Origin of the sequence: Pseudomonas sp. PWP3-1b2 (assembly GCF_049896045.1) — a bacterium.
GTDB classification, from domain to species: Bacteria; Pseudomonadota; Gammaproteobacteria; order Pseudomonadales; family Pseudomonadaceae; genus Aquipseudomonas; species Aquipseudomonas antarctica_B.
Genome location: NZ_JAFCTN010000029.1, coordinates 51,253 through 75,153, shown reverse-complemented (window position 1 = coordinate 75,153; position 23,901 = coordinate 51,253). Strand labels below are relative to the sequence as shown.

Below are 23,901 nucleotides of genomic sequence, written 5' to 3'. Positions count from 1 at the left end.
CCAGTCACCAAGATCCTGGTTGAATCGTGCACTGATATCGCTAAAGAGCTGTACCTGGGCGCTGTCGTTGACCGTTCGAGCCGTCGCATCGTGTTCATGGCTTCCACCGAAGGTGGCGTGGACATCGAGAAAATCGCTCACGAAACCCCAGAAAAAATTCTGAAAGCCACTATCGATCCACTGGTTGGCGCTCAGCCATTCCAGGGTCGCGAGCTGGCTTTCCAGCTGGGCCTGGAAGGCAAACAAGTTGCTCAGTTCGCCAAGATCTTTGTAGGTCTGGCCAAACTGTTCAAGGATCACGATCTGGCCCTGCTGGAAGTGAACCCGCTGGTGATCAAGGCTGACGGCGATCTGCATTGCCTCGATGCCAAGATCAACATCGACGCCAACGCGATGTACCGTCAGCCTAAGCTGAAAACTTTCCACGATCCGTCGCAGGACGATCCGCGCGAAGCGCACGCTGCCAAGTTCGAACTGAACTACGTAGCCCTGGAAGGTAACATCGGTTGCATGGTCAACGGTGCTGGCCTGGCCATGGGTACCATGGACATCGTCAACCTGCATGGCGGCAAACCAGCCAACTTCCTCGACGTGGGCGGCGGTGCTACCAAAGAACGCGTTACCGAAGCGTTCAAGATCATCCTGTCCGACTCCAACGTCGCTGCAGTACTGGTCAACATCTTCGGCGGCATCGTTCGTTGCGACATGATTGCCGAAGGCATCATCGGTGCAGTGAAAGAAGTGGGCGTTAAAATCCCGGTTGTTGTTCGCCTTGAAGGCAACAACGCTGAACTGGGCGCTAAAGTACTGGCAGAAAGCGGTTTGAACATCATCGCGGCTACCAGCCTGACCGACGCTGCTCAACAAGTTGTTAAAGCTGCGGAGGGCAAATAATGAGCGTCCTGATCAATAAAGACACCAAGGTTATCTGCCAGGGTATTACCGGTTCCCAAGGTAGTTTCCACACCCAGCAAGCCATTGAATACGGCACCAAGATGGTGGGTGGCGTGACTCCTGGTAAAGGCGGCACCGAGCACCTGGGTCTGCCAGTGTTCAACACCGTGAAAGAAGCCGTAGAAAAAACTGGCGCAACCGCCAGCGTTATCTACGTTCCGGCTCCTTTCTGCAAGGATTCGATCCTGGAAGCAGCTTTCGGCGGCATCAAGCTGATCGTTTGCATCACCGAAGGCATTCCTACCCTGGACATGCTGGACGCTAAAGTTAAGTGCGACGAGCTGGGCGTAGTCCTGATCGGCCCTAACTGCCCAGGCGTGATCACCCCAGGCGAATGCAAGATCGGCATCATGCCAGGTCACATTCACTTGCCAGGTAAAGTCGGTATCGTTTCGCGTTCCGGCACCCTGACCTACGAAGCTGTCAAGCAAACTACTGACGCCGGTTTCGGTCAGTCGACTTGCGTCGGCATCGGCGGTGACCCGATCCCTGGTTCGAACTTCATCGACATCCTGAAACTGTTCCAGGAAGACCCGAAGACCGAAGCGATCGTGATGATCGGTGAGATCGGCGGTTCGGCTGAAGAAGAAGCGGCTGCCTACATCAAGGCACACGTGACCAAGCCAGTTGTTTCCTACATCGCTGGTGTGACTGCCCCTGCTGGCAAGCGCATGGGCCATGCTGGCGCAATCATCTCTGGCGGCAAGGGTACTGCAGACGAGAAGTTTGCTGCCCTGGAAGACGCAGGCGTTAAAACCGTGCGTTCGCTGGCAGACATCGGCAAGGCTTTGTCCGAGCTGACTGGTTGGGCTGTCAAATAAGCCTCGCGCTTAGCTGACGCTTCACCCACGCAAAGGCCACCTTCGGGTGGCCTTTGTGCTTTCCGTATTCCGGAAAGTAGGCGGTCAAGTGTGGGAGCTGGCTTGCCTGCGATAGCATCGACTGGCCATACCTGATGGACCGAGTCGCCCGCATCGCAGGCAAGCCAGCTCCCACATGGGATTGGATTGCCAGATTAAGTACGAAAACGCGACATTAGAATGTCGCTTATCGGACAGTTCGCCCCGCAAAGGTGCGTTTGTCAGGCTATTTCTGTACCCTAGCCGCCTCTTTATGCGTGCACATCCCAAAAGGAAGCCGCGCGCCAGACCCGTTGGCCCCCATCCGGGCCGGCAGCATTTCCCTCATCCACAGGGAAGCCCTCTCTAAATTCCGATTCAGTAGTGTGGTATTTCCTCAAATGAAAGTGTTGAAAAGCCAGGACATCCTGGCGTTAGGCTTTATGACTTTTGCCCTGTTTGTGGGCGCCGGCAACATCATCTTCCCGCCTATCGTTGGTTTGCAGTCCGGGCCTCATGTCTGGATGGCTGCGCTGGGTTTCCTGATCACCGCTGTCGGTTTGCCGGTGGTCACCGTGATTGCCCTGGCCAAGGTCGGCGGCGGCATGGATGCGCTGAGCAGCCCGATCGGCAAGATCGCGGGCGGCCTGCTCGCGGCGGCGGCGTACCTGGCGGTTGGCCCGCTGTTCGCTACCCCGCGTACTGCGACCGTATCGTTTGAAGTGGGCCTGGCGCCCTTGACCGGTGAGAGCCCGCTGGCGCTGTTCCTCTACAGCTCGGTGTACTTCCTGCTGGTGTTCTTCATCTCTCTGTACCCTGGCCGTTTGCTGGACACAGTTGGGCGCTTCCTTGCGCCACTGAAGATCATCGCCCTGGCCGTGCTGGGCATCGCCGCCTTTGCCTTGCCGGCCGGTGATGTGGGTGTGGCTACCCCGGAATACGTGGCTGCGCCGTTCTCCCAGGGCTTCATCAATGGTTACCTGACCATGGACACCCTGGGCGCGCTGGTATTCGGCATTGTGATCGTCAACGCCATTCGCTCGCGCGGCGTGGAATCGCCGAAGCTGATCACCCGCTACGCGATCATTGCCGGGCTGATTGCCGGCGTGGGCCTGGCGCTGGTGTACATCAGCCTGTTCCGCCTGGGTTCGGGCAGTCATGAAGTGGCCGCCGGCGCCGCCAATGGCGCCGCAGTGCTGCACGCTTACGTGCAACATACCTTCGGCTCCCTGGGCAGCGGTTTCCTGGCTGTGCTGATTTCCCTCGCGTGCCTGGTCACTGCTGTAGGCCTGACCTGCGCCTGCGCCGAGTACTTCAGCCGCGTGCTGCCGCTGTCGTACAAGACCCTGGTGGTGATCCTGGCGCTGTTCTCGCTGTTTGTGTCCAACCTGGGCCTGACCAAGCTGATTGCGTTCTCGATCCCGGTACTCACCGCTATCTACCCGCCGTGCATCGTGCTGGTGGCCCTGAGCTTCTGCAAAGACTTCTGGCACGAGCAGGGCCGCATCGTCGGGCCAGTGATGTTGATGTCGTTCATCTTTGGTTGCATCGACGCGCTGAAGGGCGCTGGCCTGGCGGATTGGATGCCTGCGCAGTTGGCGCACTTGCCACTGAGCGAGCAGGGCCTGGCGTGGCTGGTGCCATCGGTGATGACGCTGGTGGTTGCAGTGGTGATTGACCGGATGCTCGGCAAGCGCAGCGAAGCGATCGCGTAAGGTTGTTTTTGCGCTGTACCGAAATGCCCCGTATCAATCGATACGGGGCATTTTTTATGCGCCATGGGCAGTGTCGTGTCATCTGCGCTAACGTCGAACCGGTCAACAAAATTTCAAACTGGAACCCGGTCAATGTGGGAGCTGGCTTGCCTGCGATAGCGTTGGGTCAGACAATTTGGCATCACCTGAGAAACCGCCATCGCAGGCAAGCCAGCTCCCACAGGAGTACCGTGTTCGCATAAGGACCCGTATGTCGTTCGTTGAAAACCACCAAATCCATTTGCTTGCCGCTTTATGGTTCGTCCTCTGTTGGGGCGGCTACACCCGTTACGCCACCTGGAAAGCCCGCGACACTGCATGCCTGGCCAGCGTGTTGCACCTTTACCGTGAAGACTGGATGCGCCGCATGCTGATGCGCGATAACCGCATCGCTGACGCCAGTGTGGTCGGTAACCTGGAGCGCAACGCCTCGTTCTTCGCCTCCAGCACCCTGATCATTCTCGCCGGCATTCTCACCGTGCTCGGTGCGTCCGAGCGGGCGGTGTCGTTGTTGGCGGACATTCCGATGGTGCAGCAGGCGTCCCAGGGCATGTCGGAAATCAAGCTGTTGTGCCTGGCGCTGGTGTTTGTCTACGCGTTCTTCACGTTCAGTTGGTGCATGCGCCAGTACAACTTTGCGGCGGTGCTGGTGGGGTCGGCGCCGATGGTGGGGGAGCGACATGTGTCGGAGCAGGAGCGCAAGGCGTTTGCGCTGCGGGCGGCGCGGGTTATTTCGATGGCCGCCAACCAGTTCAACTTTGGCCTGCGGGCGTATTACTTCGGCATGACCATGCTCGCCTGGTTTGTCAGCCCATGGTTGTTCATGTTGCTGAGCACCGGGGTTGTGCTGGTGCTGTATCGCCGAGAATTTCACTCCGATGTGTTGCAGGTGATGGTCTATACGCCGACCGATGGGCCGGTGCAGGACGCGCCCAAGGACGCTGCGCCTCAACCCTGATGTACCGGGCGTCATTCAGCTTCATTTCTGACAAAGCAGCAGACAAAGAAAAGCCCGCAATTAAGCGGGCTTTTCTTTTTGCAGCAACTGCCAGACGATTAGTTCTTGGCAGGTTCTGCTGGAGCGGCAGGTGCTGCTTCTTTCGCGGCGGCTGCATTCGATTCAGCCTGAGCTTTGGCAGCATCGGCATTTTCTTTTGCAGCGTCGTTCACTTTATCCTGTGCCTTTGCCATGTCTTTCTGAGCTTGCTCAGAATGTGCAGCGGCGTCTTGGGCTTTGTCTTCGGACTTCTTGTCGCAGGCAGCGAGACCGAGGGCAGCGGCCAACATCATGGAAATAGCTAAAGTCTTACGCATGGGGTGTTTCTCCTTATGGATATATCTACTGGCCTTTCGAGCTTGGGGTGCCAGCATTAGTTCCTTTTATCTCACAGATATATAAAGCTTTTTTCCAAGGAACTTTCTTCGGTCGTCCTCATCCGCCGCAATCACACTAATAAGAGTCTGAAATAAATGACCGAAAACCCTTTGTTAGAGTGTGCCACGCGCTTTGTATCGGCGTTGCGCCATTGCCAGGTGTTGGGCATTAGCGTGCATGCGGCGAGCGAGGAGGGCATGACGCTGGCACTGCCCTACGCGCTGCACATCGTGGGTGACCCCCAAACCGGCGTGATCCACGGCGGCGCGATGACGTCCCTGATGGACACCGCCTGCGGCGTGGCCACCCTGTGCGTTTTGCCGGAGTTCGAGGTGTGCCCGACCCTCGACCTGCGCATTGACTACATGCATCCCGCCGAACCGCATAAAACGGTCTACGGCTTCGCCCAGTGCTACCGGGTCACCACTGACGTGATCTTCACGCGCGGCTTTGCCTACCAGCACGACCCGCAGCAGCCGATTGCCCATGTGGTGGGCACGTTCATGCGCATGGGCAAGCGCCTCAAGGGCACGCAGGGCCTGGGCAACAGCCTCAAGGGAGAGCAGGCATGACGCACCGCTTCAAGACCCGCCTCGAACAGGCCCATGAGCGCGGTAACTACGAGGCGCTGCTCAACCTGATTCCCTACGCCAGGCTGATTGGCGTTGAATGCACCCGACTGGGCGATGAGCTGCTGTTCAAATTGCCGGCAAACAAGGACAACATAGGTAACCCGATATTACCGGCGCTGCACGGCGGAGTGATTGCGGGCTTCATGGAGTTGTCAGCCGCGTTGCACCTGCTGGTGTTTACCGGCTCGCCCGGCGTTCCGAAAATCATCGACTTCTCCCTCGACTACCTGCGCGCAGGCCAGTTTCGTGACACTTACGCCACCTGCCAGGTGTGGCGTCAGGGCCGGCGTGTGGCGAATGTGGCGATCACTGCCTGGCAGAGCATCCCCGCCGAACCGATTGCCACCGCTCGCGCACATTTCAAGATTGAGGAGTCGGCCCGCCCTTGAAATCCCGGTCTTAGCCCCCAACTTTGATGACAACCCGCCGCCAACCCTCAAGGGCGCGGCCACTGCCATCCAATTGGAGTTTGATGACCATGAGCGTGGAAACTCAAAAGGAAACCCTGGGCTTCCAGACCGAGGTAAAGCAACTGCTGCACCTCATGATCCATTCGCTGTATTCCAACAAGGAAATTTTCCTTCGCGAATTGATCTCGAACGCCTCTGACGCTGTCGACAAATTACGTTTCGAAGCCCTGTCCAAGCCTGAGTTGCTGGAAGGTGGCGCGGAACTCAAAATCCGTGTGAGCTTCGACAAAGACGCCAAGACCGTCACCCTCGAAGACAACGGCATCGGCATGAGCCGTGAAGACGCGATCACCCATTTGGGTACCATCGCCAAGTCCGGCACCGCAGACTTCATGAAGAACCTGTCGGGCGACCAGAAAAAAGATTCACACCTGATCGGCCAATTCGGCGTGGGCTTCTACTCGGCCTTCATCGTGGCTGACAAAGTTGAAGTGTTCAGCCGCCGCGCCGGCCTCGCCGCGAGCGAAGGCGTGCACTGGTCGTCCAAAGGTGAGGGCGAATTCGAAATCGCCACCGTCGAAAAGGCTGACCGTGGTACCCGCATCGTGCTGCACCTCAAAGACGCTGAAGATGAATTTGCTGACGGCTACCGCCTGCGCAACGTCATCAAGAAGTACTCCGACCACATCGCTCTGCCGATCGAGTTGCCGAAAGAACAGGCCGCTGCTGAAGGCGAAGAGCAGCCAGCGCCGGAATGGGAAACTGTCAACCGCGCCAGCGCGCTGTGGACCCGTCCGCGTACCGAGATCAAGGACGAGGAATACCAGGAGTTCTACAAGCACATCGGTCACGACTACGAGAACCCGCTGAGCTGGAGCCACAACAAGGTTGAAGGCAAGCTGGAATACAGCTCGTTGCTCTACGTGCCAGCCCGTGCTCCGTTCGACCTGTACCAGCGTGAAGCGCCGAAGGGCCTGAAGCTCTACGTGCAGCGTGTGTTCGTGATGGACCAGGCGGAGTCCTTCCTGCCGCTGTACCTGCGCTTTATCAAGGGCGTGGTCGATTCCAATGATTTGTCGCTGAACGTGTCGCGGGAAATCCTGCAGAAAGACCCGATTATCGATTCCATGAAGTCGGCGCTGACCAAGCGTGTACTCGACATGCTGGAAAAACTGGCGAAGAACGAGCCTGAGCAATACAAGGGCTTCTGGAAAAACTTCGGCCAGGTCATGAAAGAAGGCCCGGCTGAAGATTTCGCCAACAAGGAAAAAATCGCCGGCTTGCTGCGCTTTGCTTCGACGAACGAAGAGGGCGGTGAGCAGGTGGTGTCCCTGGCCGAGTACCTGGCGCGCGCCAAGGAAGGTCAGGACAAGATTTACTACCTCACCGGCGAAACCTACGCTCAGGTCAAGAACAGCCCGCACCTGGAAGTCTTCCGCAAGAAAGGCATCGAAGTACTGCTGTTGACCGACCGTATCGACGAGTGGCTGATGAGCTACCTCAACGAGTTCGACGGCAAATCCTTCGTCGACGTGGCCCGTGGTGACCTGGACCTGGGTAACCTGGACTCCGAAGAAGAGAAGAAAGAAGCTGAAGAAGTTGCCAAGGCCAAAGAAGGTCTGGTTGAGCGTATCAAGGCTTCCCTGGGCGATGTGGTCAGCGAAGTGCGGGTTTCCCACCGTCTGACCGACTCCCCGGCGATTCTGGCCATCGGCGAAGCGGACCTGGGCATGCAGATGCGTCAGATCCTCGAAGCCAGCGGCCAGAAGGTTCCTGATTCCAAGCCGATCTTCGAATTCAACCCGGCTCACCCGCTGATCGAGAAACTCGACGGCGAGCAAAGTGAAGAGCGTTTTGGCGACCTGTCGCACATTCTCTTCGACCAGGCGGCCCTGGCGGCTGGCGACAGCCTCAAAGACCCGGCCGCTTACGTGCGCCGACTGAACAAGCTGTTGGTTGAACTGTCGGTTTAACACCGTTGTAGAAAAACCCGCTTCGGCGGGTTTTTTCGTTCTAGTGCACCTCAACTGGAGTAAATGATGAGCCAAGTCACTGTGCGTTCCGTGGTCTATCAGCTTGATGGCCAGTCTTATGAAAGCCGCCTCGCGTTCGATGCCAGCCACAAGGGCCCGCTGCCGGGGCTGTTGATGGCGCCGAACTGGATGGGTGTGAGTGCGGGTGCTGAAGACATTGCCAAAAGCGTGGCCAGCAAAGGCTACGTGGTGTTGATCGCCGACCTGTACGGGCAAAACGTGCGTCCGTCGAATGGCGATGAAGCCGGTGCTGCAATGATGCCGTTGAAGAACGACAACCCGTTGCTGCTCAAACGCATGCAGGCAGCCTTTGAGCAACTGCAAGGCCAGACCGAAGCCGCAGTGGATACCTCGAAGCTGGCGACCTTTGGCTTCTGCTTCGGTGGTTTCTGCTCTTTGGAACTCGCACGTACCGGTGCACCGTTGAAGGCTGCCGTATCGTTCCACGGCACTATCGACACGCAAAACCCGGCGGGCGCCAAGCACGTGAAGGGTTCGGTGTTGGTGCTGCACGGCGCATCCGATCCGTTAGTGCCGAAAGAGCAACTGCCAGCATTTGAAGATGAAATGAATGCGGCCGGTGTGGATTGGCAATTGCTGAGCTACGGCGGTGCGGTGCATTCCTTCACCGACCCGCACGCCAATGTGCCGGGCAAGATGATGTATGACGAGAAGACCGCGAAGCGGGCGTTCAAGTCCATGCATGATTTGCTGGATGAAGTGTTCAAGGCCTGATGGCCCCATCGCAGGCAAGCCAGCTCCCACACTTGAACGTATTCACAATTCAAACTGTGGGAGCGGGTTTGCCCGCGATGACTATCTGACCGGTAACTCAATCCTTTCAGACTCCCCCGGCACCGCCGGCCAATCCCCGGCCGCCCAGCGTTGCCTCGCCTGTTCAATCACCGCGGGATCACTCGCAACAAAATTCCAGTTGATCCGTCGCGGCCCATCCAGCGGCGCGCCGCCAATAATCACCACGTGGCAATCACTCTCGGCGAACAGTGTCATTTCCTGCCCGGCGGGCAACACCACCAGGCTGTGCACCTCCAGTGCCTCACCGTCCAGCTGCGCTTCGCCCTCCAGCACATACACCGCCCGTTCCTCATGCTCATCCGGGATCAGCAGCGTGGTGGCCGTCTGCATGCGCACCTCGGCATACAGCGTGGGCGACAGCACTGGCACCGGGGATTTGAGGCAAAAACCACTGCCTGCGATCAGGCGGATCTGCACGCCCAGACTGTCGCTGACCGGCAGGCTGGCCGCCGGATGATGGCTGTAGTGCCCAGGTCCAGTTTCATGGTCCATGGGCGAGGCCAGCCACACTTGCAACCCGTGCAGGCTGAAACCACTGGCCTTGAGCGGCTCGGGTGTGCGTTCCACGTGGGCAATCGCGCTGCCGGCAGTCATCCAGCTCACATCGCCGGCCTCGACCACTTGGTCCGAGCCCAGGCTGTCTTTGTGCTGCAACGCGCCTTCGAACAGGTACGTCAGGGTCGACAGCCCGATATGCGGGTGCTGGCGGATATTCATGCCTGTGCCCGGCGCATAGCGGGTGAGCAACATGTGGTCGAAAAACACAAAGGGCCCGACGCTGCGGCATTCGCGCGAGGGCAGCGGGCGCAGGATCGGCTGGCCTTCGACCTCTTCGGGGCGAGGACGGATCACGATGGTCATGGGGCATCCCTGTCGGAGCGGGTTAGAGAGGGCTGAGCATAACCCGCTCGACGGGAGGTTGGCGCTATTGGCTGAAGGCGCCTTCAGACAGTGTGGTTTCGATAGTGACCTCGGCGGTGGTCATCAGCTTGTGCACCGGGCAGCGGTCCGCCACGCGGTGCAGTTCATCGCGCTGCTCGTCGGTGAGCACGCCCTTGAGGGTCAGCTTGACGTTGAGCGTGTACTTGCCCTTTTGCTCCTCGGTGCTGTCGTGGGTCACTTCGACCGTCACGCCGGTGAGGGGAATGTCTTTCTTCTGGGCGTAGAGCTTGACGGTCAGCGCCTTGCACGAGGCCAGGGCGGCATCGAAATAGTCATGGGGGGAGGGCGCCGAGTCATCGCCGCCCAGGCTCTTGGGCAGGTCGGTGAACAGTTCGTGGTTATTGATATTCACGCTGTGGCGAAAGTTGTCGTGGTTCAGGGTATTCACGGTAACAGGCATGGCAAACCTCACACGTCGGCAGGAAGAAGGTCATGCAGTTATAGAGCATGCTGGCACTCTGGTGTTCCGCGTAATTTGCCCGCTGAACCCCGGCAGGCATCACACGGTCTATCGGTATTAGCCCCCGTTGAGGTTGTACCGTGCCCTGGAGCCGCCTGAGTCTTGCCGTGTTATTCGCTGCCAGCAGCCTTGCTGTGCAGGCCCGTGACTATGTCTACAGCGATGCGCACCTGCATTACGTCGACTTTTTTCAGGAAACCGCGGGCATGGACAAACTGCTGAAGGCCATGGCCGATGCGCGCATCGACCATGTGATGATTTCCGGTATTCCCGTGGCGAAAAAATGGCACGAAGACGAACTCAAGCGCCCACGCTATTACGCCGGTGATGACGCCGATGCCTACTGGTACAGCGCCACCGATGTGATCGTTGCGGCAGCGCTCAATAAACTCACGCCCGAGCAGCGCCAGCACTTTCACCCGTTTTTGTCCGGGTTCAACCCCAACGACAAGAACTCCGCCGCCCATGTCCAGCGCATGCTCGACCTCAACCCCGGGCTGTGGCAGGGCATTGGCGAGGTGTTCACCCGCCACGATGACCTGACCGCCTTGACGGCTGGCGACACCCCGCGCGCCAACAACGAAGCCATGACGCTGATCTATCACCTGGCGGCGGAAAACGACCTGCCGGTGATGCTGCATTCCAACATCACGTCCAAACGCGAGCGCAACCCGCTGTATCTGGCCGAAGTGGAAGAGCCACTGCGCAACCATCCGCACACCCGCTTTATCTGGGCCCATGCTGGCACCAGCAAGGAGATTCACCGCCATCAGGTGCAGATGGACTTTTTGCTGCCCACCCTGACCCGCATGCTGGAGGCCTACCCTAATCTGTACATCGACCTCTCCTGGAGCATGCTCACGCCGTATTTGCTCGATGATGCAGGCAAACCCCGCGCGCAGTGGCTGAAGCTGGTGGAGCGCTTCCCGGAGCGTTTCATGCTGGGATCGGACGTGGTAGGGCGTTTCAACAAGTTGGGTAAGGAAATGCACCGCTTTGACCCGTTCCTCGATGCGTTGCCTGAGGACGTCGCCCGCAAGGTGGCGCGGGATAACTTCTTGGCGATTCTGCCGAAAGCCGCTCGCGATGAGCGGGCGCATTGAATTTGGCGGATCAGACATCGAGCGGGGCACATCAGATCAAACAACAGCATGGCGGCCTTGAGCCGACCTGAGTGGTTGAATCAAAGGCGCTGTTTTGTCTAAAGCAGATTGCGATCCTTCAGACAAAATGGATATCCACTGTGGGAGCGGGCTTGTCGAATCGTCGCACCGCTGCGATGCAGACTCCTCGGTACATCAGGCAAACCGAGTTGATGCCATCGCAGGCAAGCCAGCTCCCACAAAAGACAGCTCCCACAAAAAAGCCCCGAACCAGTCGGGGCTTTTTCACGCGATCAACCTACAGGTCTTACTGACCCTGCCAGCGCTTCAGCACGAGCGTGGCGTTAGTGCCACCAAAGCCGAAGCTGTTGCTCATCACCGTATCGATCTTAACGTTCTCAACTGTCTTGGTCAGGATCGGCATATCAGCCACAACCGGATCAATCTCGTCAATGTTGGCCGAACCTGCCATGAAGTTGCCTTCCATCATCAGCAAGCAGTAGATCGCTTCATGCACGCCAGCGGCGCCCAGGGAGTGACCCGACAGGCTCTTGGTAGAGCTGATGGCCGGCGCCTTGTCGCCGAATACCGCACGCACGCCTTCCATTTCCTTGGCGTCGCCGACCGGAGTCGAGGTGCCGTGGGTGTTCAGGTAGTCGATTGGGGTATCAACGGTGGACATTGCCATCTGCATGCAACGGATGGCGCCTTCACCGCTTGGTGCAACCATGTCGTAGCCGTCGGACGTCGCGCCGTAGCCAACGATTTCGGCATAGATTTTCGCGCCACGGGCCAGAGCGTGTTCCAGCTCTTCAACCACGACCATGCCGCCACCGCCGGCGATGACGAAACCGTCACGCTTGGCATCGTAGGCACGGGAAGCCTTTTCCGGGGTTTCATTGTACTGGGTGGACAGCGCGCCCATGGCGTCGAACAGGAACGACTGGCTCCAATGTTCTTCTTCACCGCCGCCGGCGAAGACGATGTCCTGCTTGCCCAGCTGGATCTGCTCAACCGCAGTACCGATGCAGTGAGCACTGGTGGCGCAAGCCGAGGAGATCGAGTAGTTCACGCCCTTGATCTGGAACGGCGTGGCCAGGCAGGCCGAAACGGTGCTGCCCATGGTCCGGGTTACACGGTACGGGCCAACGCGCTTTACGCCTTTTTCGCGCAGGATGTCCAACGCTTCCATCTGGTTCAGGGTTGATGCGCCGCCGGAGCCGGCAATCAGGCCGGTGCGCACGTTCGATACCTGGTCTTCGGCCAGGCCGGAGTCGGCGATGGCGTCTTTCATGGCCAGGTAGGCGTAGGCGGCAGCGTGGCCGACGAAGCGGTAGATCTTGCGATCAATCAGTTCTTCGAGGGGCAGGTCGATGGAGCCGGAAACCTGGCTACGCAGACCCATTTCGGCATATTCCGGGTTGAAGCGGATGCCAGGGCGACTTGCACGCAGGTTAGCGGTGACGGTCTCTTTGTCATTGCCCAGGCAAGAAACGATGCCCAGACCAGTGATAACGACGCGGCGCATGCGGATAACCCTTAAAAGTTGTCAGTGGAAGTGAATACGCCGACCCGAAGGCCTTCGGCAGTATAGATCTCGCGACCGTCGACGGTGACCGAACCGTCGGCGATGGCCAGGTTCAGCTTGCCCTTGAGGACGCGCTTGATTTGAATGTTGTAGGTGACTTTCTTGGCGGTCGGAAGGACCTGGCCGAAGAACTTCACTTCGCCCGAACCCAGCGCACGGCCACGGCCCGGCAGGCCTTGCCAGCCCAGGTAGAAGCCGACCAGTTGCCACATGGCGTCAAGGCCCAGGCAGCCCGGCATCACCGGATCACCTTCGAAATGGCAGGCGAAGAACCACAGGTCAGGGGTGATATCCAGCTCGGCGACCAATTCACCTTTGCCGTACTTGCCACCTTCTTCGCTGATATGGGTGATGCGATCCACCATCAGCATGTTCGGCGCGGGCAGTTGCGCGTTACCTGGGCCGAACAGCTCACCGCGACTGCAGCGCAGCAGGTCTTCCCGAGTAAAGGCGTTTTGTTTGGTCATGCGAGCTCCTCAATAATCCCATGCGGCGGGGTAGGGTAAATCTTCCCGATCCGACTGAAGCGTTCATGCCTCAGGTCAGCAGCCTACACATAGACTATTGCGTTGTAGTGAAAGTCACAGCGTCAAGGCACTCAATGTACACTTGTTCACTGAAATTTTAAACCGGGCCTGTTTATCGGCCCGTTCGGGTGCCTAAGACTGCCGCACTTTCGTCTTTCACGCCAGTCGGAGTTGGTTGATGGCGTGGCGCTATTGCACCCAACGCTGCAGTATTTGCTGCAAGTCCGTGCGTTTGAACGGCTTGGCCAGGTAATCGTTCATTCCGGCTGCAAGACAGGCTTCGCGGTCACCCTGCAGCGCGTTGGCAGTCAGCGCGATAATTGGCAAGTCGGCGCAGCCGGGCAGTTGCCGGATCTGGCGCGTGGCTTCGTAACCATCGATCAACGGCAGGCGGCAGTCCATCAGGATCGCGGTGAAAATCAGGCTCTCGGCACTGCGGATTGCCTCGGCGCCATCCGTGGCCAGGCTCACTTCAAAGCCCAGGCTGCGCAGCATGGCTTCGACCACGGTGCGGTTGACCGGGTTGTCCTCCACCAGCAACACATGGCGGCCATTGCCAGCGCCGGTTTTGCCGTCGGTGTCCTGGGCAATCGTCGGTAGGCTTTGCTGGTCGATGGCCAAGGGAATTTCCAGGGTAAACACCGAGCCGCGGCCTTCTTCGCTCTGCGCGCGCAAGGTGCCGCCCATGCGTTCGGCCAGCGTGCGGGCGATGGGCAGGCCCAAACCGGTGCCGCCGTAACGTCTTGAAATGGAACTGTCGGCCTGCTGGAACGCATCGAACATTAACTCGAGGCGCTCGGCGGAAATACCGATGCCACTGTCGCGCACAGTGCAGGTAAACCACACCAGTTCATGGTCCAGGGTTTGCCAGTGGGGCTCGACGATGACCGTGCCTTGCTCGGTGAATTTGAGCGCGTTGCCAATCAGGTTCACCAGAATCTGCCGGATACGCGTCGGGTCGCCCTGTACCCGCAGCGCATCCATACCGGCCGGAATCGGCAGTTCCAGCGCCAGCCCGCGCTGTTGGGCGCTGTGCTGGAAGGCCTGGGCGCAACTGCTGATCAAGTCGGCCAGGTTGAACGAAATATTTTCCAGCTCCAGCGCCGCGCGTTCGATGCGCGAAAAATCGAGGATGTCGTTGATCACCTTGAGCAGGTGCTCGGTGGACTCCGAAGCCAGCGCCGCGTACTCGGTTTGCTCGTCGGTCATCTCGGTGGTTTCAAGCAACTGCAACATGCCCAGCACGCCGTTCATGGGCGTGCGCAACTCGTGGCTCATCATGGCCAGGAAGTCCGACTTGGCATTGTTCGCCCGTTCGGCTTCTTCGCGGGTCTGGATCAGTTGGGCCATGGCTTGATGCTGTTCGCGACTGGCCTGGTTAAGGCCTGCGGCAAGGTTGTTGATGTGCCGCGACAGGTCGCCCAATTCCGAGTCATCCACAATCGGCAGTGGCGTCTTGTAGTCGCCCTGCTGGATGGCCTTCACCGCGTTGCCCATCGCGCTGATCGGCTTCGACAGGCTGGCCGCCAGGCGCCGCGCCAGCAGGAAGGTAAACAGCAAGGCGAACAGCGCCAGGATGCCGGCCTTGAACAAAATCTCTTGCTGGCGCTGGCTGAAGGCATCGTTGGACATGCCGACGATCACCCGGCCCAGGTAATCCGCGCGCGGGGCTTTGGGCTCGTTGAGGTTGTCCTGAAAAAAGTCATTGCCCAGCTGAATATGCTGCAGGCGGATCGGCGCCTGGAACACTTTCACCGACAGCGAGCGATCATGTTTCTCCGACGGTTGCTCGACGTACACCAGGATGTTTTCGGAACTGTCCTGAATCTCCAAAAAGCGCACGTGAGGCGTGGCCAGGGTCGCGCGCAGCAGGCTGTCGAGCACGTCGTTGTTGCCGGAAATAACCCCGTATTCGGTGGCGGGTGCCAGCTGGTTGGCGATCAACTGGCCGGTGTGGTCGAGTTCCTGGCGCAGGTCCTGGATGCGCACGAAGGTAAAGAAGCTGATCAACAGCAACGTCAGCAACAGCGCCGGGCCCAGGGTGATGAGCTGGGTGCGGGTGTTGATGTCCCAACGACGACGCAAGGTCATGGACGTTTTTCTCCTTCGGCCAATCGGGCGGCGACGGCGACTTCGTCAACCTGTTCGATCCCCAGTGAGCGCGCGACTTGCGGGTTGCCCACGACTTTGAAGTATTCCGGGTACAAGGTGCGTGGCCAGGTGGCCGGCGAATGGTCGAGCAAACGGTCAAGTACATTGAGCCAGTCCGCTTGATCGCTGTAGGTGCTGGCCAGGCTGCCGGCCTTGACGAACCCGGCATTGGGGCCTACCAGCGGCAGTTGCTGGGCATAGCTGCTGAGCAACAGGTTCTTCACGGTTTTCGGGTTGTACAGAAGCGGGTCGTCAAGGCCGAGCAGCACGTCACTGTTCTTGAACAGGTTCTGCAGCGGGCGACTGTCATTAATGTTGTCCCAACGCTGCGGCACGATCTCAAGGCCCAACGGTTGCGCATATTGGCGCAGCTCCGGCAGCAGGAATTCACTGTCGATGCCGTAAAGCACGCCGATGCGTCGGGCCTGGGGCAGGATGCTGGCGATCAGGTTCAGTTGGCGCTCCAGCGGCGGGTCGCTCCACAGCAAGCTGATTTTCGCCGGGTGCGCATTGCCCAGGCGCTGGCGGGCTTGCAGGCGGCTGATGCGCAGCACCAGGGTCGGCGGGCCCTGGGCATCCTGCAGGCGCCAGTCGAGGCCGGGCAGGTCCAGCAGGATCAAGCGGGTGCTGGCGGGCAATTGGCTCGGCGCGGGCAGGTCTTTGAGTGGGGTAAAGGTGACGTGGTCCTGGGGGCGCTGCTTGGCCAGTGCGAGCGCGAAGGCTTGCACACCGGTACCGTCTTCGGCGGCGGTCAACAGGATATCGGCGCTCCATGCCGGCGCCGTCAACAGCAGGCACACCAGCAGCAGGCCGCGTCGCCAGAGGCGAGCGATATAAAGGAGGGTCATCCGTGACTGATCGCCCATGTCAGAATTCCAGCTCCGCGCTGAAGTAGAGGACGTGGCGACTGTCGTAATTGTTGTCGGCCCAGGTAGTGGGCTGGTTATCAAGGCGTTGTTGCAACATGCCGGCCAGCTCCACGTTGGCTTTGCCCAGGGCAATGCGCTTGGCCACCCGCAGGTCGACCCGTTCGAAGCGATACTTGTTGAGTGCGTCGTCGCCGTAGTAGAACAGCGCGCTGGACCAGCCGTGGCCCCATTCGCGCAGCCAACCGGCCGAGCCGCTGTTGCGCGCAGTTTGCGCCTTGTCCCTGGGGTTGCTGGCGGTGGCGTCGACGTAAGCATAGGTCAGCCGCAGGCGGTCGGCGTTGCTCATGCGCCAGTCGAACTGCGACTCGGCCCCGGTAAACCGCGAGCTGTTGGCATTGCTGGCAATGTATTGGTTATTGCGCAGCGGCGAGCTGATCATGTCGGTGATTTCGTCGTAGAACAGTTTCACGTCGACGTTCAGCCCAAGGTCGGCAAAGAAGCCGTTGTAGCCCAGCTCCCGTGAGCGCATCAACTCTTTATCGAGGTTACCGGGGCCGCGTGTCACCACAAAATATTGCCCGGAATTCTGCCCGTAGGCCGGCGAGCTGAGGTTGGTGACGCGATAGCTCCAGTTGACGTTGTTCTCGAACATGTCCGGTGAGCGAATCGCTTCGGAATACACCGCGCGCAGGCCATGGCGCGGGTTGATCAAATAGTTGACTGCCACCCGCGGCGTCAGCGAGTTGCCGCTCAGGTGGGTGTCTTCGTACATCGCGCCGCCTTGCAGCAGCCAGTGCTCGCTGGCGCGCCATTCCAGGTGGCCGAACAGGCGCCAGGTGGTGTCGTCGAGGGTGCCGTTGAAGTAGGTGTCGGAGTCCGCACGGTCATAGCGATAATTCATGCCGCTGACCAGGCGCAGGCTGTCGGACAGGCTGAGGGTGTCTTGAATCTCCAGGTCGTAGCGGCTTTCTCGGGTGCTCTGGTCGATGTCACCGCACACGCTCTGGCTGGCGCCCTGGCGCCATTGGTCGAGCACCTGATTGCCCAGCGCCTGTTCGGTGGCGCTGCCGGGCGGGGCGGTGCTCTGGCTGAAGGTGTCCATGTGCCGGGCGAGCAATTCGGCGTAGTTGGGGTTGATCTGCCACAGCTGGGTCAGTTCCGGGCTGAACGACACCTTGGCATCGCAGGCCTTCCACACTTGCTGGCGGTCCCATTGCTGAGCCGAACCCTGGACGTACAGGCTGTGTTCCGGACTGAACTCATAGTTCCAGCGCAGGGAGCCGGCGTAGTCCTTGGCGGAGACGTCGGAATTGGTACCGCCCTCAGTAATACCGGCGAACACGGGCATGTAGGTATAAGGACGCTGATTGCTGCCTTCCTTGGCATCGAATTGCCAGTCGAGGCTCTGCTGCGCGTTCAGGGTCTGGCTCACCGCCAGGCTGAAACGGCTGAGGCGGCGGCTGTCACGGCGATCGGCACCGGCGGCGTCGCTGTCGAACCCGCTGTCCTGTTGCCCGGACAGCGACAAGCGCAAATCGCCGGTGTCCCAACCCACGCCCTGGCTGGCATAAAAGTCGTCTATCCCGCGCGCGCCCCGAATGACTTTGACCCGCGAGCCCTGGCTGTTGGCCGGCGAGCGCGTGAGGATATTGACCACCGCCATCAGCGCATTGGCGCCATAACTGACGGTATTGGGGCCACGGAACACTTCGATCCGCTCGATATCTTCCATGGCCACTGGAATGTCGCTCCAGTCCACGGTCGCCAGGCCCGCGCGGTACACCGAGCGCCCGTCGATCAGCACCTGCATGCGCCGCGCATCGCTGGCGCTGGTGCCGTGATAGTTCACGGCCGCCTGGTTGCCGGTGGTGTAGCCGACCATCATCCCCGGCACCAGCCGCAGCAGCTCGGCGATGTCCCGCGCGCCGCTGGCCTTGATCAGCTCGCTGTCGATGACGGTCATGCTGCCCGGCACGGCGGCGGCCGATTGCTTGAGGCGCGTGGCGGTCAGCACTTGCGGCAGGGGCTGGCTGTCCAGGAACAGGTCGTCGGACAACGCCGGTGCACTGCACAGCAGCATCAGCCACAAAGATGAGCGGGGAGGAGGGCCCAGGTACACGGCACGGCCTTGATCATTACGAATAGCCGGCCATGTTAACTGAGGCGCGGCCATTTGCCAGTCGTCGCACCTGCAATTGCGTCACACAATCGCGGCATTTTCCGACAAACGTGTGAATTGACAGGGGGGCTGGCCGCAAGCGGGTCGCTCCGTATAATGCGGCCATCGCCACTGGTATGGATTAACGGATTGCATATGACTGAACAGCGCCCTATTGCGGTCCTGGGAGGCGGAAGTTTCGGTACCGCCGTGGCTAACCTGCTGGCTGAGAACGGCCACGCGGTTCGCCAGTGGATGCGTGACCCCGAACAGGCCGAGGCCATTCGCGTCCACCGGGAAAACCCGCGTTACCTGAAAGGCATCAAAATTCACCTGGCAGTCGAGCCGGTTACCGACCTGCTGGCCACCCTTGACGCGTGCGACCTGTGCTTTGTCGCGCTGCCCTCCAGCGCTCTGCGCTCGGTGCTGGCGCCCCACGCCGAGCGTTTGGCGGGCAAAATGCTGGTCAGTCTGACCAAAGGCATTGAGCCGCAGACCTTCAAGTTGATGAGCGAAATCCTTGAAGAGATCGCCCCTCAGGCGCGCATTGGCGTGCTGTCCGGGCCGAACCTGGCGCGCGAAGTCGCCGAGCACGCGCTCACTGCCACCGTGGTCGCCAGCGAAGACGAAGCGCTCTGCGAGCGCGTCCAGGCGGTGCTGCATGGCCGTACGTTTCGCGTGTATGCCAGCAACGATCGTTTTGGTGTCGAGTTGGGCGGCGCGTTGAAAAACGTCTACGCGATCATTGCCGGTATGGCGGTGGCGTTGGGCATGGGCGAAAACACCAAGAGCATGCTGATCACCCGCGCGCTGGCCGAAATGACCCGCTTTGCGGTGAATCAGGGCGCCAACCCGATGACTTTCCTGGGGCTGGCGGGCGTGGGCGACTTGATCGTTACCTGCTCGTCGCCGAAAAGCCGTAACTACCAGGTCGGTTTCGCCCTGGGCCAGGGCCTGAGCCTGGAAGACGCGGTGACGCGCCTGGGCGAAGTGGCCGAAGGCGTCAACACCCTCAAAGTACTGAAGGCCAAGGCCCAGGAAGTTGGCGTGTACATGCCGCTGGTCGCCGGCTTGCACGCGATCCTGTTTGAAGGGCGCACGTTGAATCAGGTGATCGAGCTGCTGATGCGTGCCGAGCCGAAAACCGATGTCGATTTTATTTCCACCAGTGGTTTCAACTGAGGAACGCGCCATGAACGATCCGAAAGCAGCCCCCAAATACGAGTCCATCCTGCTGCGCATTCTGTGGATGCTGGTGTTTGCCCTGGTGTGGCAAGTGGCGCAGTTCCTGCTCGGCGCGCTGGTGCTGGTGCAGTTGATTTACCGCCTGATCTACGGCGCACCGAACCTGGGCTTGATGAATTTTGGTGACAGCCTTAGCCAGTTCCTCGCGCAGATCGGCCGTTTCGGCAGCTTCCACAGCGATCAAAAACCCTGGCCTTTCGCCGACTGGCCGACCCCGCGCGCACCTGAAGGCGAAGCCGCTCATAGCGTGCCGCCGGCGCCGCACCCGGTGCGTGATGAGGAGCCAAAACTGTGAAGCTGTGGATTTTGCGTCACGGTGAAGCCGAAGCCCATGCGCCCTCCGACGCCCAGCGCAACCTCACTGAACACGGACGGGGCGAAGCGTTGCGCAGCGCCGCGAACCTGATCGGCCAGCCCATCAGCGCGATCATCGCCAGCCCCTATGCGCGGGCACAGCAAACCGCGCAGTTGGTCCGCGAGGCGTTGGGGTTCGACCCAGAAATCCGCACAGTCTCGTGGTTGACGCCCGACAGCAGCCCGTTGCAAGTGCTGGAAGAGCTCGACACCGATGACAACGTGCTGTTAGTCAGCCACCAGCCTCTGGTGGGCAGCCTGATCAGCTTTTTGCAGCATGGTCACTTGCGCCAGCCGCAGCCGATGTACACCGCCAGCCTGGCGGAGCTGGAAGGAGATTTTCCGCTGGCCGGGCTGATGAGCCTGGTGAGTGTGAAAAACCCCTAGTAACGATCGCCTTGCCCAAGGGCGTGATGCAAACGTTCGGTGCCCTGGGTTTGCCGCCACGCGCGGCTTTTTGACGCCGGCCCTGAAGATTCAGCGCAGCAAGCTATTCTGTGGCAGGATTAGGGCCGTAATAAAACCAATAAAGGACACGCGAATGAGCCTGTGGCGCACCCAACCGAATATCGAGCAACTCAATGCGATTCAGAAAAACACCATCGGTGAATTGCTGGATATCCGCTTCGAGAGCTTCGACGACGAATCCCTGACCGCCAGCATGGTGGTTGACCAGCGTACCCATCAGCCTTACGGCCTGCTGCATGGCGGCGCGTCGGTGGTGCTGGCCGAAAGCGTCGGCTCCATGGCGGCCTACCTGTGCATCGACGCCAAGAAGTTTTACTGCGTGGGGCTGGAGGTCAACGCCAACCACCTGCGAGGTGTGCGCAGTGGGCGGGTGACGGCGGTGGCGCGGGCGATTCATATCGGCCGCACGACTCAGGTCTGGGACATCCGCCTGACCAGTGATGACGGCAAGGCCAGCTGCGTGTCGCGCCTGACCATGGCCGTGGTGCCTCTGGGCGAGAACCCGCCGGCCCGATAGGTGTGGCGGGAGTGTCATCATTCCTGGCAGTTACAGTCATTGCTGTGCTGCCTGGAGCTGGAGACAATCCACTTCTGTTTTTGATGGTGGATCCGGTATGTCGCAGCATGTGTTTTTTGCCCACGCCAATGGCTTCCCTTCGGCGACCTACGGCAAGCTGTTTGCCGCCCTGGCCCCGGAATACACAGTGGCTCACCTGCCGCAGCACGGTCACGACCCCAGGTTTCCGGTGGACGATAACTGGCAGAACCTGGTGGACGAGTTGATCCACCACCTGGAACAACAACCGGAGCCGGTGTGGGGCGTGGGCCATTCTTTGGGCGGCGTGCTGCATCTGCACGCGGCCATGCGCTGCCCGCAGCTCTACCGTGGCGTGGTGATGCTGGATTCGCCGGTGTTGACCCGCGCCGACCGCTGGGTGATCCGCGCCGCCAAACGCTTTGGCTTTATCGACCGGCTCACCCCGGCCGGGCGCACCCTGGGCCGTCGTGAGGAATTCACCGACCTGGCCGCCGCGCGCAGTTATTTTGCCGGCAAAACCCTGTTTCGCGGGTTTGACCCCGAGTGTTTTGACGCTTACCTGCAACACGGCCTATATCAAGTGGGCGACCGTCTGCGCCTGCGTTTCGATCCGGCCACCGAAATCAGCATTTACCGGGGCGTGCCCCACACCAGCCCCGGTCAGGTGCGCCAGTTGAAAGTGCCGCTGGCGGTGGTGCGCGGTCGCCAGAGCCGCGTGGTGATGCGTCACCATGTCAGCGGCATCGACCGCCTGCCCATGGGCGAAATGCTCACCCTGCCCGGCGGCCACATGTTCCCCCTGGAACGCCCTCAGGACACCGCGACCTTGATCAAAAACCTGTTCTCCCGCTGGGAAGCCCGCGAGCGCAGCTGCGTATGAATACGCCAGTCGAAGAAGTGCGCTTGAGCTTGCCGCACATTGAATTGGCTGCACATCTGTTTGGCCCTGAAGACGGTTTGCCGGTGATCGCCCTGCATGGCTGGCTGGACAACGCCAACAGCTTTGCGCGGCTGGCGCCCAAACTGGCGGGTTTGCGCATTGTCGCGCTGGACATGGCCGGGCATGGGCATTCGGCGCACCGTCCTGCGGGGGCGGGTTATGCCTTGTGGGATTACGTCTCTGACGTGCTGCAGGTCGCTGAACAGCTGGGCTGGAAACGTTTTGCATTACTTGGCCACTCTCTCGGCGCCATCGTTTCTCTGGTGCTGGCCGGCGCCTTGCCGGAACGCATTACGCACCTGGGATTAATCGACGGCGTGATCCCGCCGACCGCTGCCGGCGAGAACGCTGCCGAGCGTCTGGGCATGGCGTTGCAGGCGCAATTGAACCTGCGGGAGAAAAGCAAGCCGGTCTATGGCACCCTTGATCGCGCGGTAGAGGCGCGCATGAAAGGCGTGGTGGCCGTGAGCCGCGAAGCCGCCGAACTGCTGGCCCAGCGTGGTTTGATGCCAGTGCCGGGCGGTTACACGTGGCGTACGGACAGCCGCTTGACCCTGGCGTCGCCGATGCGCCTCACCGACGAACAGGCCATGGCGTTCGTGCGGCGCGTGGGCTGCCCTACGCAGTTGGTGGTCGCGGCTGACGGCATGCTGGCGAAACATCCCGAATTGCTTTCTCAGCTACCGTTCACGGTGACCACGCTGCCTGGTGGCCATCATTTGCACCTGAATGATGAGCCCGGCGCCGCTCTTGTTGCAGACTGTTTCAATCGGTTCTTCTCCACGCCTTGACTTGGCGGGGTCAACTGCCGAGGCTGGGCGGATTGAAAGGGAGTCAACCATGAACCATCTTGAAACTGCTGCGACCTCCAATGGCCAGGGCTCACCCATCCGATGAGCCTGCGTAAAGGATGTATACGTGCCCTCGGGCTCTGCTGTTTGAGCCCCTTGGTGTTCGCCGCAGACCTGCCGGGAAGCCAGGATTTACCCGCCGTGTCGCGCCAGGTCGACGCACAGATCGTCGATTACCGCCCCGCTGAAGAAAAAGAACGCATCTACCCCATGGGCGCGATCCGCAAGATCAGCGGCCAGTTGCGCTACGAAGGCCAAGCCACCGCGCGCGGTCAAGCCACCGCGATTACCTACGAACTGCCCGCCGAACACACCTCCAGCGCCGCTTTTACCTCAACGCGCGAAGCGTTGCAGGCCAAGGGCGCGCAGCTGTTGTTCTGGTGCCAGGCCCGCGATTGCGGTGAAAGCAGCCTGTGGGCCAACGAGGTATTCGGCAACGCCAAGCTGGTTGGCGCCGACGGCCAGCAGGAATACCTGCTGTTGCGTCTGGCCGCACCTCAGGACAATTCCCTGGTGGCGCTGTACGGCATCACGCGAGGCAACCGCCGCGCCTATCTGCACGTAGAGCAACTGGATGCCAGCTCACCATTGGGCGACCTGCTGCCGACTTCGGCGACCCTGCTGCGTGAATTGAAAAGCACCGGCGAGCTGGACTTCCCGGCACTCGGCGCTGAACCAGACGCTACCTGGTTGACCCTGATTTCCCGTGGGCTGAACCTCGACACCACGTTGCGCGTCAGCCTGACCGGGCCGACTGCCGAAGCCTGGCGGCAGGGCCTGATCGACAGTGGCGTGCGGGCCGCTCGCCTGGAAACCGGCACCGATGCAGCCAAAGGCCTGCACCTGCATCTGATACGCTAGGCACTCCAAGGCGAACGGACCCGTGCCGTTCGC

The 23,901-nt window shown here is 60.3% G+C and carries 24 protein-coding genes; 16 read left to right on the top strand and 8 right to left on the bottom strand.

Translation table 11 applies throughout. The features are described 5' to 3' along the window. The 4 genes from sucC to ACP7A2_RS18825 form a co-directional block, all read left to right on the top strand. On the top strand, positions 1–894 hold an 894-nt coding region (gene sucC, locus ACP7A2_RS18840; RefSeq protein WP_426135413.1), incomplete at its 5' end, for an ADP-forming succinate--CoA ligase subunit beta. Further along, positions 894–1,775: a succinate--CoA ligase subunit alpha gene (gene sucD / locus ACP7A2_RS18835; RefSeq protein WP_375069790.1), complete on the top strand. Its 882-nt coding sequence runs from the start codon at positions 894–896 to the stop codon at positions 1,773–1,775. The genes sucC and sucD, both read left to right, overlap by 1 nt. 419 nt (positions 1,776–2,194) lie before the next feature. Further along, positions 2,195–3,508 carry a branched-chain amino acid transport system II carrier protein gene (gene brnQ, locus ACP7A2_RS18830; RefSeq protein WP_426135412.1) on the top strand — a complete coding sequence of 438 codons (1,314 nt, stop codon included), beginning with the start codon at positions 2,195–2,197 and terminating at the stop codon, positions 3,506–3,508. Positions 3,509–3,758: 250 nt separating this feature from the next. Next, entirely contained in the window at positions 3,759–4,505 is a 747-nt protein-coding gene (locus tag ACP7A2_RS18825) for a DUF599 domain-containing protein (protein ID WP_426135411.1), read from the top strand. 98 nt (positions 4,506–4,603) lie between these two features. Here ACP7A2_RS18825 and ACP7A2_RS18820 read toward each other — a convergent pair whose 3' ends face one another. Further along, positions 4,604–4,861, bottom strand: coding sequence for a hypothetical protein (locus ACP7A2_RS18820; protein ID WP_078741612.1), 258 nt, complete (start codon positions 4,859–4,861; stop codon positions 4,604–4,606). Between the two features lie 156 nt (positions 4,862–5,017). Here ACP7A2_RS18820 and ACP7A2_RS18815 point away from each other — a divergent pair, with 156 nt between their 5' ends. From ACP7A2_RS18815 to ACP7A2_RS18800, 4 genes are all read left to right on the top strand, one after another. Then, positions 5,018–5,494, top strand: coding sequence for a PaaI family thioesterase (locus tag ACP7A2_RS18815; RefSeq protein WP_426135410.1), 477 nt, complete (start codon positions 5,018–5,020; stop codon positions 5,492–5,494). Continuing rightward, entirely contained in the window at positions 5,491–5,943 is a 453-nt protein-coding gene (locus ACP7A2_RS18810) for a PaaI family thioesterase (protein ID WP_426135409.1), read from the top strand. The genes ACP7A2_RS18815 and ACP7A2_RS18810 overlap by 4 nt, the downstream gene beginning before the upstream one ends. Positions 5,944–6,032: 89 nt before the next feature. Then, entirely contained in the window at positions 6,033–7,937 is a 1,905-nt protein-coding gene (gene htpG, locus ACP7A2_RS18805) for a molecular chaperone HtpG (protein ID WP_426135408.1), read from the top strand. 66 nt (positions 7,938–8,003) lie between these two features. Beyond that, positions 8,004–8,732 (top strand): dienelactone hydrolase family protein, encoded by a 729-nt coding sequence (locus tag ACP7A2_RS18800; protein WP_426135406.1) that lies wholly within the window; start codon positions 8,004–8,006, stop codon positions 8,730–8,732. Between the two features lie 81 nt (positions 8,733–8,813). Here the strand turns inward: ACP7A2_RS18800 and ACP7A2_RS18795 are convergent, their stop codons facing one another. Together ACP7A2_RS18795 and ACP7A2_RS18790 are read right to left on the bottom strand one after the other, a co-directional pair. Continuing rightward, positions 8,814–9,674, bottom strand: coding sequence for a pirin family protein (locus ACP7A2_RS18795; RefSeq protein ID WP_426135405.1), 861 nt, complete (start codon positions 9,672–9,674; stop codon positions 8,814–8,816). A 64-nt stretch (positions 9,675–9,738) separates the two neighbouring features. Further along, positions 9,739–10,155 carry an OsmC family protein gene (locus ACP7A2_RS18790; RefSeq protein WP_375069781.1) on the bottom strand — a complete coding sequence of 139 codons (417 nt, stop codon included), beginning with the start codon at positions 10,153–10,155 and terminating at the stop codon, positions 9,739–9,741. A 140-nt stretch (positions 10,156–10,295) separates the two neighbouring features. Between ACP7A2_RS18790 and ACP7A2_RS18785 the strand changes: the two genes are divergently transcribed. Next, positions 10,296–11,318, top strand: a complete 1,023-nt coding sequence (locus ACP7A2_RS18785; protein WP_426135404.1) for an amidohydrolase family protein — start codon at positions 10,296–10,298, stop codon at positions 11,316–11,318. A 307-nt stretch (positions 11,319–11,625) separates the two neighbouring features. On the opposite strand, the gene fabB is transcribed toward ACP7A2_RS18785, so the two are convergent. The 5 genes from fabB to ACP7A2_RS18760 all read right to left on the bottom strand — a co-directional run bounded on the left by fabB (position 11,626) and on the right by ACP7A2_RS18760 (position 18,572). Further along, positions 11,626–12,846: a beta-ketoacyl-ACP synthase I gene (gene fabB / locus ACP7A2_RS18780; protein ID WP_426135403.1), complete on the bottom strand. Its 1,221-nt coding sequence runs from the start codon at positions 12,844–12,846 to the stop codon at positions 11,626–11,628. Positions 12,847–12,857: 11 nt separating this feature from the next. Further along, positions 12,858–13,373: a 3-hydroxyacyl-[acyl-carrier-protein] dehydratase FabA gene (gene fabA / locus ACP7A2_RS18775; RefSeq protein WP_003210552.1), complete on the bottom strand. Its 516-nt coding sequence runs from the start codon at positions 13,371–13,373 to the stop codon at positions 12,858–12,860. 249 nt (positions 13,374–13,622) lie between these two features. Continuing rightward, the gene (locus ACP7A2_RS18770; RefSeq protein ID WP_426135402.1) at positions 13,623–15,524 is read right to left on the bottom strand and encodes an ATP-binding protein; all 1,902 of its coding nucleotides are present in this window, start codon (positions 15,522–15,524) and stop codon (positions 13,623–13,625) included. Then, positions 15,521–16,450: an ABC transporter substrate-binding protein gene (locus ACP7A2_RS18765; RefSeq protein ID WP_426135401.1), complete on the bottom strand. Its 930-nt coding sequence runs from the start codon at positions 16,448–16,450 to the stop codon at positions 15,521–15,523. The genes ACP7A2_RS18770 and ACP7A2_RS18765 overlap by 4 nt, the downstream gene beginning before the upstream one ends. Before the next feature lies 1 nt (position 16,451). After that, on the bottom strand, positions 16,452–18,572 hold the full coding sequence (locus ACP7A2_RS18760; protein WP_426135400.1) for a TonB-dependent receptor plug domain-containing protein: 2,121 nt from the start codon (positions 18,570–18,572) through the stop codon (positions 16,452–16,454). Between the two features lie 195 nt (positions 18,573–18,767). Between ACP7A2_RS18760 and ACP7A2_RS18755 the strand changes: the two genes are divergently transcribed. The 7 genes from ACP7A2_RS18755 (at position 18,768) to ACP7A2_RS18725 (ending at position 23,868) form a co-directional block, all read left to right on the top strand. Further along, on the top strand, positions 18,768–19,793 hold the full coding sequence (locus ACP7A2_RS18755) for an NAD(P)H-dependent glycerol-3-phosphate dehydrogenase (protein WP_375069772.1): 1,026 nt from the start codon (positions 18,768–18,770) through the stop codon (positions 19,791–19,793). 10 nt (positions 19,794–19,803) lie between these two features. Then, positions 19,804–20,151 carry a DUF4389 domain-containing protein gene (locus ACP7A2_RS18750; protein ID WP_426135399.1) on the top strand — a complete coding sequence of 116 codons (348 nt, stop codon included), beginning with the start codon at positions 19,804–19,806 and terminating at the stop codon, positions 20,149–20,151. Continuing rightward, positions 20,148–20,597, top strand: coding sequence for a phosphohistidine phosphatase SixA (gene sixA, locus ACP7A2_RS18745; protein WP_426135398.1), 450 nt, complete (start codon positions 20,148–20,150; stop codon positions 20,595–20,597). The genes ACP7A2_RS18750 and sixA overlap by 4 nt, the downstream gene beginning before the upstream one ends. A 154-nt stretch (positions 20,598–20,751) precedes the next feature. Then, positions 20,752–21,195, top strand: a complete 444-nt coding sequence (locus ACP7A2_RS18740) for a hotdog fold thioesterase (RefSeq protein WP_348057384.1) — start codon at positions 20,752–20,754, stop codon at positions 21,193–21,195. Between the two features lie 97 nt (positions 21,196–21,292). Continuing rightward, complete coding sequence (locus tag ACP7A2_RS18735) at positions 21,293–22,096, top strand: alpha/beta fold hydrolase (RefSeq protein WP_426135397.1); 804 nt, start codon at positions 21,293–21,295, stop codon at positions 22,094–22,096. Continuing rightward, entirely contained in the window at positions 22,093–22,947 is an 855-nt protein-coding gene (locus ACP7A2_RS18730) for an alpha/beta fold hydrolase (RefSeq protein ID WP_426135396.1), read from the top strand. The genes ACP7A2_RS18735 and ACP7A2_RS18730 overlap by 4 nt, the downstream gene beginning before the upstream one ends. A gap of 102 nt (positions 22,948–23,049) precedes the next feature. Continuing rightward, entirely contained in the window at positions 23,050–23,868 is an 819-nt protein-coding gene (locus ACP7A2_RS18725) for a DUF4892 domain-containing protein (RefSeq protein WP_426135395.1), read from the top strand. The last annotated feature ends 33 nt before the right edge of the window (positions 23,869–23,901 follow it).

What these genes read in the sequence shown, in the direction of transcription:
- sucD (WP_375069790.1), top strand. Translation starts at nt 894, where the DNA reads ATGAGCGTCCTGATCAATAAAGACACCAAGGTTATCTGCCAGGGTATT.
- brnQ (WP_426135412.1), top strand. Translation starts at nt 2,195, where the DNA reads ATGAAAGTGTTGAAAAGCCAGGACATCCTGGCGTTAGGCTTTATGACT.
- ACP7A2_RS18825 (WP_426135411.1), top strand. Translation starts at nt 3,759, where the DNA reads ATGTCGTTCGTTGAAAACCACCAAATCCATTTGCTTGCCGCTTTATGG.
- ACP7A2_RS18820 (WP_078741612.1), bottom strand. Translation starts at nt 4,861, where the DNA reads ATGCGTAAGACTTTAGCTATTTCCATGATGTTGGCCGCTGCCCTCGGT.
- ACP7A2_RS18815 (WP_426135410.1), top strand. Translation starts at nt 5,018, where the DNA reads ATGACCGAAAACCCTTTGTTAGAGTGTGCCACGCGCTTTGTATCGGCG.
- ACP7A2_RS18810 (WP_426135409.1), top strand. Translation starts at nt 5,491, where the DNA reads ATGACGCACCGCTTCAAGACCCGCCTCGAACAGGCCCATGAGCGCGGT.
- htpG (WP_426135408.1), top strand. Translation starts at nt 6,033, where the DNA reads ATGAGCGTGGAAACTCAAAAGGAAACCCTGGGCTTCCAGACCGAGGTA.
- ACP7A2_RS18800 (WP_426135406.1), top strand. Translation starts at nt 8,004, where the DNA reads ATGAGCCAAGTCACTGTGCGTTCCGTGGTCTATCAGCTTGATGGCCAG.
- ACP7A2_RS18795 (WP_426135405.1), bottom strand. Translation starts at nt 9,674, where the DNA reads ATGACCATCGTGATCCGTCCTCGCCCCGAAGAGGTCGAAGGCCAGCCG.
- ACP7A2_RS18790 (WP_375069781.1), bottom strand. Translation starts at nt 10,155, where the DNA reads ATGCCTGTTACCGTGAATACCCTGAACCACGACAACTTTCGCCACAGC.
- fabB (WP_426135403.1), bottom strand. Translation starts at nt 12,846, where the DNA reads ATGCGCCGCGTCGTTATCACTGGTCTGGGCATCGTTTCTTGCCTGGGC.
- fabA (WP_003210552.1), bottom strand. Translation starts at nt 13,373, where the DNA reads ATGACCAAACAAAACGCCTTTACTCGGGAAGACCTGCTGCGCTGCAGT.
- ACP7A2_RS18770 (WP_426135402.1), bottom strand. Translation starts at nt 15,524, where the DNA reads ATGACCTTGCGTCGTCGTTGGGACATCAACACCCGCACCCAGCTCATC.
- ACP7A2_RS18765 (WP_426135401.1), bottom strand. Translation starts at nt 16,450, where the DNA reads ATGGGCGATCAGTCACGGATGACCCTCCTTTATATCGCTCGCCTCTGG.
- ACP7A2_RS18755 (WP_375069772.1), top strand. Translation starts at nt 18,768, where the DNA reads ATGACTGAACAGCGCCCTATTGCGGTCCTGGGAGGCGGAAGTTTCGGT.
- ACP7A2_RS18750 (WP_426135399.1), top strand. Translation starts at nt 19,804, where the DNA reads ATGAACGATCCGAAAGCAGCCCCCAAATACGAGTCCATCCTGCTGCGC.
- ACP7A2_RS18740 (WP_348057384.1), top strand. Translation starts at nt 20,752, where the DNA reads ATGAGCCTGTGGCGCACCCAACCGAATATCGAGCAACTCAATGCGATT.
- ACP7A2_RS18735 (WP_426135397.1), top strand. Translation starts at nt 21,293, where the DNA reads ATGTCGCAGCATGTGTTTTTTGCCCACGCCAATGGCTTCCCTTCGGCG.
- ACP7A2_RS18730 (WP_426135396.1), top strand. Translation starts at nt 22,093, where the DNA reads ATGAATACGCCAGTCGAAGAAGTGCGCTTGAGCTTGCCGCACATTGAA.
- ACP7A2_RS18725 (WP_426135395.1), top strand. Translation starts at nt 23,050, where the DNA reads ATGAGCCTGCGTAAAGGATGTATACGTGCCCTCGGGCTCTGCTGTTTG.